Origin of the sequence: Vibrio pectenicida, assembly GCA_024347015.1 — a bacterium.
Taxonomy (GTDB): domain Bacteria; phylum Pseudomonadota; class Gammaproteobacteria; order Enterobacterales; family Vibrionaceae; genus Vibrio; species Vibrio pectenicida.
On record AP024889.1, the window covers coordinates 2,153,543 to 2,167,036 of the forward strand.

Below are 13,494 nucleotides of genomic sequence, written 5' to 3' on the forward strand. Positions count from 1 at the left end.
AAGAGTGAAGCTGTATGGCGAATGATATTGAGTTTAGCTTTGAGGTCTCTGGGTTTTTAGGGGCATTCAAAGTAGAAAGTTTTCGGGTAACGGAAGCCCTGTCTGCCCCGTTTGAAATGAGCCTCACTGTATTGTCTGAAAATGATGACATTACCTTTGATACGCTGAGCAGAAAAACCGGCGTACTGAATGTGTATGGTCAAGGTGCGGCGGCGGCTCGCCAGTTTAACGGCAACGTTTCAGAACTGAGTTACTTAGGCTCCGGGCGGCGTTATTCTCGCTACCATATCACACTAGTGCCGCAGCTTTGGTTTTTAACCCAGCGACAAGATTGTCGCATCTTTCAAAACAAAACTGCGCCAGACATTATTCGTGATGTCTTTGATGATGCGGGGATGAGCGATTACCGCTTTGAACTAGCCGCTCAATACCAAGCAAAAGACTACGTTGTACAATACCGTGAAAATGACCACTATTTTGTTCAGCGTCTTTTAGCAGAGCATGGCATGTGGTTTTATTTTGAGCACAGCGACGCGGCGCATACCATGGTGGTTGTTGATAGCAATGATGCCATTCCTGAGCTTGTCAGAACACCGCTCAACGCCTCTTATATCGGGCCTATGCTGTTTCAGTCTCAAGGTGGCGGCGTGTCAGATAAAGAGCATATTTTTGACCTTGAGCAAATCCATCGCGCGCTCACAAGCTATGTGAGTTACAGCGATTACAACTATCTCACGCCAACAATACCGCAAGGCAAAGAGGCCGAAGACGGACCAAATTGGGATTTACAGCGCTACGACTACCCCGGGCGCTACACCTCTCCTGACTTTGGCGCTCAGCGCAGCCAAGAATGGATGTCAGAATACACGGTAGATAGCCACCAAATTCAGGCCTCAAGCAATATTATGCGCCTAGCGTCGGGGCTAAGCTTTGATATTAGCGAGCATCCGCGCTCCTCGGTCAACCGTGATTATCTGATGCTCTCGGTCATGCACCTTGGTGACAACCCACGCGTGCACGAAGAAGAAGGCTCAGATGCCCCAACGAACTACCAAAACCAGTTTGTCTGCTTGCCGCGAGATGTCACCTTTCGCGCCCCCAAAATGGCTTCACCTGTGGTCGATGGCACACAAACCGCCGTGGTGGTTGGTCCTACGGGAGAAGAAATCTACACCGATGAACTTGGGCGGATTAAGGTTCAATTTCACTGGGACCGCTACGGCCAAAGTGATGAACACAGCTCATGCTGGCTGCGAGTAAGCCAATCAATGGCCGCGCCTAATTGGGGCGCCGTATATCTGCCACGCATCGGCCATGAGGTGGTGGTGACCTTTTTAGAAGGTGACCCAGACAGACCACTTATCACAGGCGCCGTGTATAACGGTTTACACAAACCACCTTATGAGCTGCCCGAGCACAAAACACGCACCGTCTTTCGTACCCAAAGCCACAAAGCTGACGGTTACAACGAAATGTACTTTGAAGATGAAAATGATCAAGAAATGGTGCATTTTCGCGCTCAAAAGGACATGAAAACTAAGGTGCTGAATAACCGTTACCGAGATATAGGTAATGATGAAGAGCTCGAAGTAGGCCGAAACCAAGAAAATAACGTCCTCGCTGACCGCAAAGAAACCATTCATGGCCATAAAACCTCAGAGACAAAACAGACGTTTAAAGAACAAGTTGACCAAGATGTGGCGGTAACTTACAACGCCAATGAACATAAGCAAGTGGCAAAAGATCAACACCTATCGATTGATGAAAACCGCCAAACCAAAATTGGTAAAGATATGTCTTTGCAGATCGGCGGTAAAGCTGCTCTTGCTGTTTTAGAGGGATTATCAGCCAATATCGGTGTGGATGACTCGCTGCAAGTGGGCGGTAACTTGAACGTCGATGTACAAGGCAATACCTCTTTTCGAGCCGATGGCGGCACGACGATTATTTCTGGAGATGAAATCAAAGTTCAAGTTGGCTATGCAGGATTAATTCTAAAAAGTAATGGTAATATAAAGCTTTACGGCTCTTCAATTACGATTGATGGTGCGGCTCAAACGACAATAAACGGCGGAAAAGTGGCAATAAACCCAGATAAAGGAAATGCAAGGCTTAATGTCGCGCCGCCTTATGAGTCCTTTATGCGTTACAACCAGCGTATTGTGTTGCAAGACCAAACCACAGGTGCGGTTCATGCCAACAAGGCGTACAAACTCGGGGTTGTGTTTAAAGGCGATCGCACCAGCAGAACCTTCTTAACCAGTATCAATTACGGCATTCATGGCGATAAAATGAAAATGCTTAGTCCCATGCTTCAGGTTGTGGAAAAAGCTGGTATGAGCAAATTAAAATCTGCTTTAAATATTGCTAATCCGCTTAAGGGGACAAACGTCATATCTTTTCTTTTTGTGACATCATTTGATGTTTATGAGTTCTTTAAAAAAGATATTGGTGAACAAAATATTGCAGAGCTTCTCGGCGCGATTGGAATAACAACAGCAAAGCTTTTAATAGCGGGGACGGTCGCAATTTTGTTTCTAGCTGTTTTAATAAAAGCGTTGGCTTTAACATTAACTGGTGTCGCTGTATTTTTCAGTATAGCTGGCCTGTCGTTTTTGGCGGGTTGGGGTCTTGATACTGTTGATACAAACTATGGCATCAAAGACAATGTTAAATCATTTCTAAAGAGCGCATTCCCCGACCTTACGATAGAAGAAATGATAAATAAAGGAATAGAAAAAAATAATGCTCAAATAGATAGCTATATAGGTACAGGCGCTATGAAAAACTCTGGTTATTTTGGTTTTTAAGGGGTAAGTATGGAAGTTTATTCAGATGATGATTATAAGGCTGAATGTATAAGGTCAGATTTGACAATTACTTCTGTAATAATGGCGTTATTTCAAATCGCATATGCTTTTATCGATTCGCAATATTATGCTACTGTCTTCTGCTGGTTAGCATTTTTGAGTGTGGTATTGTTTCAAATTTTTCTTTATACTAGTTTTGGAATAGAGTTTCTAAAAAGAAGAATCTCTTCACGAGCAATATTAATGGGTTATTTTATCATCGGCCTGACAATGTTCATGCTAAGCTCAGTAATAGTTCATTCAAGAAAAGTCTTTGATCCCATCTTTTATATGTTTATATTGTTGATATTGTCATTCCTATTGGGAATATTAACTGGATTGCTGTTTAGTGATAAAGCAATATTATTTAATGACAGTAAATACGTCAAAATTAGAAAAAACGAAATAGAGATAAGAAAGATTGACCTTTTCGGAATTTTAACGCTAAAAAGAATGCCTTTTCTTAGAGCACCATTAATAAAGTTTCGGAATATTATCTATATTCTGGGTGCGCTTATCGGAACTGGCGGTGCTGGCATTGGATTGGGGATTGCGGAGATGCTTAAGCGGTCAGATGTACTTGCCCCTGACATGAATGTACATGCGGTACTATTTTTTAGCGTTGGAATACCACTTCTGTTTGTACTTGGAATATTAATATACTCTACAATGACATACCTATCCGAGTGGCGTAAGTTGATCGCGAGCATAGATAAAGAGTATGGCGAACATAAGATAATCTTCAATTCCAAAAAGAAATCGTATAAGAAGATTAAAGAGATAATGGCAGAGTCAGGCTCTAATACTAATGGATAGAGCTAAGCGATAAAAGCATTAGCATACCAGAGTATATGAGCTTGGGTATGCTAGTGCTCTTTCCATGTAAGTTTCCATGATTCTGACCCTATTTCTTGAGCAAGAGCTACCACGAAATAAAATCTAAAATATTATCTAATTGGACTAGCTCAAATCGGTCAAAACCAACTTTTCTCCTCCAGTCTCTTTTTCTTCGATCTATTCTTCCTGCGCCACTCCACTCAACAATAAGAAGCTCTTTCTCCTCTTTGCGTAGCTTTATCCTTTCGTTTAGATGTATATCATCACCAGAATAACCAAATAAGATGATTTTATCTGACTCGTCAAAAGCTTTATCCAGCCTTCTCCAGTAAGAAGAAAGTATATGAGAGGAATCAATGATTAGTGGTTTGTGTGGAACACAAGTTAAAACTATATGAGATTCATCTTCGGGATCTAAAAAATCGCGACTCACGCCCATAACCTTCTCATTGCGAATGAATAATGGCGAACCATGAAGGTGCATATACCACCCGTGACGGTTGATATTATGTCTATTGAGATGATCTTCATCGAATCCAGCTGATGCCCAAAAACCATCGATTAACGGCCCATTATAACCATCAAGAACATCTTTCGACGAAAATCCATCGTATAGTAAGTTATCGTAATTGAGAGTAACCACATGAGATTTTGTATGTTTGATATAATTTGAAAGTGGATCTAGAAACTCATCAGGTAGTCTATTACCTGATTGATGGAAATAAAGTGCAACTTCGTGAATATACTTTTTAAATGTAGATGGTAATTCCTGTGCTTCTGGAGATACCCAAGATGTACCAGCAACCTCAAAGTTACATAGATACTCCGTGGCAATAATAGCTACCTGAAGCTGATCGAGTTGATTTTCTGAATGTGGAGGGCTTTCTTTAGTAGTACCCTCAATTGCGCTAACGATGAGTTCTTTATGTTTCTCACTCAAGTGGTCTGTATCATTCCAAACACTCTTTAAACCATTTTCAAGCGAGAAATACTCGGGATTTAAAGCTAACCCTATTCCGTTACCAAAAATAAGCAGAGACCTTGACATATAACTATCCATGTTACTTTAATGTGGTGTTAGACTGCTATACGATTTTACTCAAGAGACTTCACCAGCTCACGAATTGCAGCAATGCTGTAATATTTATACTTATTGTAAAAATACCTTGTGTTGGCAGATGCATGGGATTCGTTGTTTATGCCAGCAACTGATTTATAGTTGCAAATTTTTGCACTAATATTACCGCGTGCTAATCCAGACTTCAGCGAAATATCAAGAGCATACTCACTTTGTTTACCTCTCGGAAACCCTTCACCTTCCAACTTTTTGAAAGCTTCTAGGCACCTAAGTTCATTTAAGTCGTTCCATAATGAAGTATCTCTATAGACCATATAGTCACCACTATACTCTCACTGTTAACAGTGAGAGTATAGTGGTGACCGTACGTATATAGTTCGCGAAGATTATGAATATACATATGGGCCCCCTTTGTTGTAATAAAACAACCAAACAAACTTGGGACACTTTGTGGGTTTATTGGGACAGGTTATGATTTAAACAACAAAATTGGCGGAGACCCCAGCCACATCTCGGCACACAAGTCACTCGCTGCGGCTGCTTCCTTCCGGATCTGACCGAGTTCACGAGCTATTGTTGCGAGAGGACCAGAGCCTCCATAGATTCACAGCCTTGGCATAACCAAGGTGTTGAGAGATTATGTGTCATCACCTTGGGCAATTCAAGCAAAAAAAACAAAATACGGTGCATTTCCGATTAAGTGCTTAGGAGTTAATCAATTCCACTACATAAAGAGGTATTTTTGTCTTTTATTGTACTCGCGTTTATTGAAGAAGGCTCACAGCTCAGTTTCCTCATCAAAACTACGTAGTACATAATCTGTCATCCAAGCGGCGCCTAGCAGACAAAACCAAACCACAAATACAGGATTGGGAACATCAAACCAAGGCGTGACAACCAATGTAGCGAAACCCACTGTGGGTAATGTCCAGCATAACAGTTTACCCCAGTTAAACGTCTTTAACTTTGCCATGCTTTGTACACAGCCAATAATGCCAGTCAAACACAAAGCAACCACAACTGAGTCGCTTGAACCTACGAACCACAAGGGTACTATCAAGCCTAAAGCCCACCAGCAGTATTTATCACTTGAAGGCCAGCCTTGTACTGCCCACCAGATAACGATTACTGACAGTGCTTGTACTAACGTCACCATCGGCTCTCCTGCCAATTTTCCTCCCGCCTGGGTAACCATAACGCCGACTTGGAGCGTTACCACAACCAGAGATACAGTCACCAACACACCAAAGCTACTTCGTTTGGAAAATACAACCATAAGCAATGGAAATAAAATCCAATGACTGAGTGAAAGAGAAATGGGTTGTTGGGGTAAGGTCATACCATAGGCCGTGACAGCGGCTATCAATACGATGCCACCAATGACTCGTTGCGGAAAGACCCATAACACAGGGATTAGCAACGCTAACAATGTGACTTCTTCTTTAGTTAAGCTAATCGTCAATACGCAGACTACTGCTAATAGACTTGTGATCAAAAACTGAAAAGTAGAAAATACCATGCCCTCTCCTTATCCATTCCTTGGAACAATCGAACTAGGACAAAATCAGTATGGACCAGTTTTTGATACAAATCTTTGCGGTAATTCACCAAATTCCATGTGGAAAAGTAACTACTTATGGTGAGATTGCCAAATTGGCAGGATATCCTGGGTACGCTCGCCATGTAGGAAAAGCATTAGGAAACTTACCCCAAGGCTCGACTTTACCTTGGTTTAGAGTCATCAATAGCCAGGGTAAAATATCGCTTAAAGGAGAAGATTTAGTTCGCCAAAGAGAGTTATTGATTACTGAAAATATTGACGTCACTTTAGATGGGAGAGTTTCTTTAAAGAAATACCGGTGGCAACCTTAAACAACACCCTAATCATCCAAAACAAATCTTAGTCATATTAATTGTTCCTAATAAAGCAGCCGTGCTAAATAAACCTAAAGTGGGATAAATAACCACCTAATGTGAAAAAAATATTTACATCATTTTCATCTTAATTAGCTGTTTAAGTTATCAGTTTATGCTTAAAATGATCCTATATTGACCAAAATGTTAGGGTGTGAAATGAGTCAAGCTTTAGGCGAACTACTTGAGTTATTGAAACTAGAAAAGCTAGAAGAAGGCCTTTTTCGGGGTCAAAGTGAAAATCTCGGCTTACCTCAAGTTTACGGGGGGCAAGTCATTGGTCAAGCGCTCTCAGCCGCGCGCTACACCGTTGATGACGACCGAACCGTGCACTCATTTCACAGCTATTTTCTCTACCCTGGCGATCCAGAAAAACCCATTATTTATGATGTAGAAACTCTGCGAGATGGACGCAGCTTTAGTACTCGCCGAGTCAAAGCGCTCCAATCAGGCCGACCGATTTTTTACCTTACCGCTTCATATCATGGCGAAGCGCCCGGCTTTGAACATCAAAATACCATGCCAGATGTAGCAGGACCTGAGAATTACCTGTCAGAGCCTGAACTTGCGAAGAGTATCGCTGACCAGTTACCCAACAAGCTTAAGGCGGCATTTTGCAGTGAAAAACCCATAGAGACTCGACCAGTTAAAGTGGTTAACCCTCTCAAGCCACACAAGGAAGACCCTAAGCAGTATTTGTGGATTAAAGCCAATGGCACCGTGCCAGATAACCAGTTGATTCACCAATATTTACTCGGCTATGCGTCTGATTGGGGCTTTCTGGTAACCGCATTACACCCACACCAAGTCTCTCTCATGACCCCAAAGTTTCAAGTTGCCACCATCGACCACTCTATTTGGTTTCATCGTCCATTCAAAATGGACGAGTGGTTACTGTATGTCATAGAAAGTCCTACAGCCAGCAACACTCGTGGATTAGTACGCGGGGAAATCTACAATCGTCAAGGCGATTTAGTTGCATCAGCGGTACAAGAAGGCGTGATGCGATTTAAAAATAGATAGAACTAATGAGTATGCCCGTGTGACCTCTCAGCACTATAACCACTGAAACTTGAATTAGGAGAGCCTTTAAAACAATTAATCAACCAAGGAAAAGTATCCGTAACATAATACCCATACTGACCATTCACCGTCATACCATTGCATTCATCCAAGTCTCCCAAAGCAACCGTATACTCCCAATCTCCACGAAACTGTCCATCATAATTAGCACTGACAACATTGCCACCGACGGTTGGCGCAGTGTAAATACCTTCATCTACTCTAGGCCCTGTTTTAAGTTGGTAGCTCGATGTCGCTTTTCTAACCTGCCCTGTAGAAGGATCTGTAAAACAAGTGCCATAAATAGGCAATCCATCGGCGGCAAAACCAATAACAGGTGAAGCTTGTTTACCTGCACAATCTTGAATAAACATAGCGACCGGATTTCCATGATAGTGGTACTCCCCCGTTGGCTGAACATGAGCGTTATGCTCATCTGTACCAAAGTTATTAAGCGAGGACATAGGGTCATAACGCCACGGGTTATTTATTTGATCCTGGCCACATCCAGTCTTTTCATCCCCAACACCAAAACAAGCGGCAGCAAGTAAATCAACTTTGACACCATTAAGCAAAATAGCCTCTGAGGTACCTAAGCTAAGCGCTGTTGAACTACCGCTAATGGTTGGTGAGGCATTAAAGAAATATTGAACATTTTGCTCACTCACATTAGTTGCAAAGGAAGCCGTCGCGTCATTAAAGTCATGATTGGGTATTGCATTAGATTGAATGATACACTGACTACCGCTAGATGAAATCGTAACTTGTCCAGTAAAAAGCAGAGAACGCTTTATATCACTAACTGAAGAAAAGAAACTGCCTATGTATTGCTGGCAATCCCCCGAAAGATTTACAAAAAAACGATTAGTAATGTCTTCACTGGTTGTCGATGCAGCGCCATCATCTCCACCATTACAACCCGACAAAACCATCACTAACGTCACACTACCCCAAATACCTAACCTAGCCATAATCATTTCTCTACCAAAGTTGACATTTAAAGATTAGTAGAGACTGTGAGAAGTATTTTCATCTTTACTGGAATTTACTTATTTATACATTCTCTGATGTTTAACCAATAGGTAACGCTGTGGTGTATTTTAGGGGTTCCATCGCAAACGTTGATGTGACGTTAGATATTCCAGCAACACTGTTGACCAGTTTTTTATAAAAGTTATCAAAGCACTGCATATCTTTAACCTGCACCTTCATCATGTAATCATACTCACCAGCCATACGGTAAAACTCCATTACCTCGGGGAATTCACCCGCAGTACTCACGAAGTGCTTATACCATTCGTGAGAGTGATCGCTGGTCTTGACTAATACGAAAGCAGTAAAAGATAAATTGAGTTTATCTGGGTTTAGCAGCGCTACACGTTTTTCTATAACTCCAGATTCTTCTAACTTTTTTAGTCGCTTCCAACAAGGTGTGGTGGTCAAATTGACCACCTCTGCTAAGTCATTAAGCGATAAAGTACTATCTTGTTGCAACAAAGCTAGGATCTTTCTATCAACTTTATCCAGTTCTATACTCACACAATTAAACCTAGTGAAAAAATTTTCTCCAAATAAAGCAGATGTGCAGAAGATAAGCAAAGCTTTTCTCTTATTTTGTAGGTAAAATATTAGCTTTTAGAGGCCAAGGATGGTGTAGCATGTGTAAAAATCACGATTGGATTAACAACGCGATAAAAAAAATTGAGGCTGACTTTCAAAGATCAGCAGATACACACCTCATTAAGCTCGATTTACCAAGCATAAGTGGTATTGATATCTATCTTAAAGATGAGAGCACGCACCCAACTGGTTCTCTTAAACACCGCTTAGCTCGTTCGCTTTTCCTATATGCCCTTTGTAATGGTTGGGTCGGCCCTAAAACAACCATCATTGAGTCTTCTTCTGGAAGCACCGCCATTTCTGAAGCGTATTTCTCGCGCTTGATTGGCCTACCCTTCATTGCCGTGATGCCAAAATGCACCGCGAAAAAGAAAATCGAACAAATTGAATTTTATGGTGGCCAAGCCCATTTAGTTGAACGTTCAGATCAAATCTACGCAGAATCACACCGACTGGCAGGTGAACTCAATGGCCACTACATGGATCAGTTTACCTATGCAGAGCGAGCGACAGATTGGCGAGGAAACAACAATATCGCCGATTCTATTTTCAGTCAAATGCAATTGGAGACTCATCCTGTGCCTAAATGGGTAGTCATGAGCCCTGGTACTGGCGGCACCTCTGCAACTATAGGGCGTTTTATTCGCTATCAGCAACATGCCACCAAACTTTGTGTTGTGGATCCTGAGAATTCAGTGTTCCACTCATTTTTTGACAATGGTGACCCTACTATAACTAGTAATCACGGTAGCAAGATTGAGGGGATAGGAAGGCCACGTGTCGAGCCTAGCTTTATTCCCGGTGTGATTGACGAGATGCGCACTATTCCAGATACAGCTTCTGTCGCGACAGCTCACTGGCTTGAGAAAATACTCAGCCGAAAAGTTGGCGCTTCAACCGGAACCAATCTTTATGGGGCTCTACAACTTGCCAGTGAAATGAAGTATCGAGGAGAAACAGGTTCTATTGTCACTCTCCTGTGTGATAGCGGCGAACGTTACCTAGATACTTATTTTGACACCAACTGGATTAAGCAAAACGTTGGTGACTTACAGCCTTACCTCAAAAAATTAAGCCAATTTGAAAAAACCGGTCAAATTTAACCCACCCGCTTTTAAGTAAACGCCGCCCAACTGGCGGCGTTGCTTTGCTAATTGACTACAGTATTTTCTTCCAAAAAACATTTAGCCTCTTGATTTTCAATAACTTTATTATTTTCTATATGTTTAGCTAAATCTCTAATTGTTGGAGCTAATAAGAAAGACTTCAATTCAATATCTTGATACAATTTATTTAATATTTCTGCCATCAATCGAACGCTTAAAATTGAGTTACCTCCTAATTGGAAGAAATTATCGGTTACCCCTACTTCACTCATACCAAGTAAGTTCTGCCAGATCTCAGCTAACTGTAACTCATGCTTATTTTCTGGGAGTACTATATCAACACGTTTTTCCCGCTCGGGTTTAGGAAGTGCTCTTTGATCTAGTTTGCCACTCAAAGTAAATGGAATGTGCTCAAGTATTACAAAAGTCGATGGCACCATATAACCTGGAAGCAGCTTACTAAGTTCAGTATGCAGTAGTTCAGTATTACACTTTTCATTTTTAGGCACTACATAACCAACTAAGGCTTGCCCTACCGCATCATGTACATCTATAACAGCTGATTGTTGAACACATGCAAGTGTATTCAGTACACTAGTTATCTCACCTAACTCAATTCGATAACCTCTGATTTTCACCTGTTTATCCTCTCGCCCAAGGTACTCTATATTGCCATCAGGTAACCAACGCACCAGATCCCCTGTTTTATATAAACGGTCGAAACCTTCAGCTTTATCTGCTGGGTTTGCAAATGGGTTTTTAATAAAGCGTTCTTGGGTTAATTGAGGACGATTCAAGTACCCCCTACCAATGCCAACGCCACCGATATAAAGCTCCCCTACTGCTCCAATAGGGAGTAATTGTTGTGCGTTATTAAGCACAAATGACTGATAGTTATGTAGAGCTTTACCTATTGGAATAATGTCACTGACTGTCTCATCATCACTCACAAAATAATGGCTGGTAACCGTCGCTTCCGTTGACCCATAGGTATTTATTAAACGCCAATTTGGATGAATCAATCCTTTGGGTAATGCTTCTCCACCCGCAATAACAACCATCTTTGGCCAATTGATTAAATTAACCATACTTCCTAACCAAGTTGGTGTTGCCTCAAAGCGTGTTACTTGGTTCTCATCAATTAAAACTTGAAGACGACTTGGCGACAAAATGTCTTCTTTCTTGGGTAACACTAATTTGGCACCACTAAACAACGTCACAAATAACTCTTCAACTGATGCATCAAAGATATAATTTGGCACCATTAAGGTGACATCCAAATCATTAACCGGATAAGTCTGCATTAAACCTTGAATTAAATTCACTACGCTATGATGTTCAATTAACACACCTTTTGGTTTCCCTGTGGTACCAGAAGTATAAATGACATAAGCAAGATCAGTAGAACAGCGATTAAGGATACGATTATTCCCTGAATAACCTTTATTTTTAGCCATATCATCAGAGCACAATACGTTAGTACTAAGGTTGTGATGCTTAATTATTCCACGAATCTGCAATAGCTTAGGTCTGTGTGTCAAAATTAGTGGAGCTTGGGTATCTTGAATAATAAAATCCACCCTTTCACTAGGAAAATCGGGGGAGATGGGGACATACGCAGCCCCAGCTTTGAGCACAGCTAAAATGCTCACAATCATTTCAATACTACGATCAAAGAACAAAGCTACAAACTTATCTACTGGTATTACACCATATATAGTTTGGTGTAATGCTTCGATACGTCTTGCAATCTGGTTGGCTCGTTGGTTTAATTCATCATACGTCAGCGTCTCTCCATCCATCGACAAAGCAATTTTATTTGGCGTCTTTAGTACCTGATCTTCAAACACTTCATAAATCATCTTCTCATGAGGATAAGTCGTTTTCGTGTCGTTAAATGTTTTTAATACTGTTACGCACTCAGCCTCATCAAGCACTAGTAATTGACTATGTATTTCATAAGGAGATACATATACTGCCAGCAACAATTTATGAAGCTGCTTAATTAGACGCTTTGAATCTTTCTTACTTAGCCAATCAACATCATGATCAAATTCAATCGTTAGTCTATACCCATTGTCATTTGCCACGATGACCAGAGGTACATCAAGTTTTCCTGTAATTTTTCGCAAAGATAACCACTTGGCAAAATTGTCCTTCTCCTTAGATGTATCTACATCTAACATCGCGTGATCCTGAAAAATTATTAAGCTATGAAAAAGCTTTTCTTCGTTAGAATCTAGGCCAAATACAGGCACTTCACTATAGCTATCGAAAAGGTTAATTTGGGCATGTATCAGCTGAACCATATCAACCACAGTCGCAGTTGATGACCAGTCTATAAATAGAGGTAATGTGTTTACAAACGGACTGGCGCTTAATTCAGAATCTGGCATAAGAATATCTGTACCAGATGCGGTTGTACCTACAATGGTACGCTCATCACTTGTATAAATATTAATAAGTTTGTGCCATGCAAACTGCAATACTGTATTGACTGTCACACCCAAAGATTGGCAGCTATCTTTCAAATGTTGGTATTCTTCACCCTTAATCTCAAGATGTTGCGTAAGCTTATTTTCAACCTTCTTAATTTCATTAAGGTTTATAGGGGAACTTAACATTACTGATAAATCATTTACACCACCCCAAGAATCAATTTCTTTCCAGTGCGATGATGGTTTTTGAGTACGTATTGTAGGCATTTTTATTCCTCATTTTTATGCTTGTATGTTAGCTACCACAACAGCCTTGTAGAGTGCTTACTTTTGAAACTTGTGATCTTACGGTAATGGCTGAGGGCTAAAAACTGGATAGAAAAAGTTAGGACTTATTGAACCCGCAACCTCGAATTGACCACTTATCAATCGGAAGTGGTAAGTAACTTACTCGCCGCTTTCTTACCACATGCATCCCTGAATACCAGTTTAAAATCGTTTCTCCAGTCACACTCAAATACCAAACCGGACACATATCACAACAATATGAAACACAATGAAACACAAACGCAGTTGAATGCCATTAGCAT

At 41.1% G+C, this 13,494-nt stretch carries 10 protein-coding genes, 1 other RNA gene and 1 pseudogene; 5 read left to right on the forward strand and 7 right to left on the reverse strand.

Annotation, left to right across the window (positions count from 1 at the left end):
• Positions 1-14: 14 nt before the first annotated feature.
• Together OCV27_RS09910 and OCV27_RS09915 are read left to right on the forward strand one after the other, a co-directional pair.
• A pseudogene (locus OCV27_RS09910) lies at positions 15-2,090 on the forward strand (type VI secretion system Vgr family protein); the annotation flags it as partial.
• A gap of 729 nt (positions 2,091-2,819) precedes the next feature.
• A complete protein-coding gene (locus OCV27_RS09915) occupies positions 2,820-3,665 on the forward strand; it encodes a hypothetical protein (protein ID WP_337969055.1) in 846 nt (281 codons plus the stop codon).
• 106 nt (positions 3,666-3,771) lie between these two features.
• Here OCV27_RS09915 and OCV27_RS09920 read toward each other — a convergent pair whose 3' ends face one another.
• From OCV27_RS09920 to OCV27_RS09935, 4 genes are all read right to left on the reverse strand, one after another.
• The gene (locus OCV27_RS09920) at positions 3,772-4,734 is read right to left on the reverse strand and encodes an SIR2 family protein (RefSeq protein ID WP_185759842.1); all 963 of its coding nucleotides are present in this window, start codon (positions 4,732-4,734) and stop codon (positions 3,772-3,774) included.
• A gap of 47 nt (positions 4,735-4,781) precedes the next feature.
• Entirely contained in the window at positions 4,782-5,078 is a 297-nt protein-coding gene (locus tag OCV27_RS09925; RefSeq protein ID WP_125323250.1) for a hypothetical protein, read from the reverse strand.
• A 182-nt stretch (positions 5,079-5,260) separates the two neighbouring features.
• Positions 5,261-5,357: signal recognition particle sRNA small type (gene ffs, locus OCV27_RS09930), an RNA gene on the reverse strand.
• A gap of 185 nt (positions 5,358-5,542) precedes the next feature.
• A complete protein-coding gene (locus OCV27_RS09935; RefSeq protein WP_185759843.1) occupies positions 5,543-6,283 on the reverse strand; it encodes a VP0952 family biofilm-associated protein in 741 nt (246 codons plus the stop codon).
• A 50-nt stretch (positions 6,284-6,333) separates the two neighbouring features.
• Here OCV27_RS09935 and OCV27_RS09940 point away from each other — a divergent pair, with 50 nt between their 5' ends.
• Both OCV27_RS09940 and tesB read left to right on the forward strand, forming a co-directional pair.
• Entirely contained in the window at positions 6,334-6,636 is a 303-nt protein-coding gene (locus OCV27_RS09940) for an MGMT family protein (RefSeq protein WP_125323251.1), read from the forward strand.
• 201 nt (positions 6,637-6,837) lie between these two features.
• Positions 6,838-7,701 (forward strand): acyl-CoA thioesterase II, encoded by an 864-nt coding sequence (gene tesB, locus OCV27_RS09945; protein ID WP_125323252.1) that lies wholly within the window; start codon positions 6,838-6,840, stop codon positions 7,699-7,701.
• A 2-nt stretch (positions 7,702-7,703) separates the two neighbouring features.
• Here the strand turns inward: tesB and OCV27_RS09950 are convergent, their stop codons facing one another.
• A complete protein-coding gene (locus OCV27_RS09950; protein ID WP_125323253.1) occupies positions 7,704-8,711 on the reverse strand; it encodes a YHYH protein in 1,008 nt (335 codons plus the stop codon).
• 100 nt (positions 8,712-8,811) lie between these two features.
• The gene (locus tag OCV27_RS09955) at positions 8,812-9,279 is read right to left on the reverse strand and encodes an Lrp/AsnC family transcriptional regulator (protein ID WP_125323254.1); all 468 of its coding nucleotides are present in this window, start codon (positions 9,277-9,279) and stop codon (positions 8,812-8,814) included.
• Between the two features lie 119 nt (positions 9,280-9,398).
• On the opposite strand from OCV27_RS09955, the gene OCV27_RS09960 reads away from it, so the two are divergent.
• A complete protein-coding gene (locus OCV27_RS09960; protein WP_125323255.1) occupies positions 9,399-10,463 on the forward strand; it encodes a PLP-dependent cysteine synthase family protein in 1,065 nt (354 codons plus the stop codon).
• 47 nt (positions 10,464-10,510) lie between these two features.
• On the opposite strand, the gene OCV27_RS09965 is transcribed toward OCV27_RS09960, so the two are convergent.
• Positions 10,511-13,171, reverse strand: coding sequence for a non-ribosomal peptide synthetase (locus OCV27_RS09965; protein ID WP_337969056.1), 2,661 nt, complete (start codon positions 13,169-13,171; stop codon positions 10,511-10,513).
• Between the last annotated feature and the right edge of the window lie 323 nt (positions 13,172-13,494).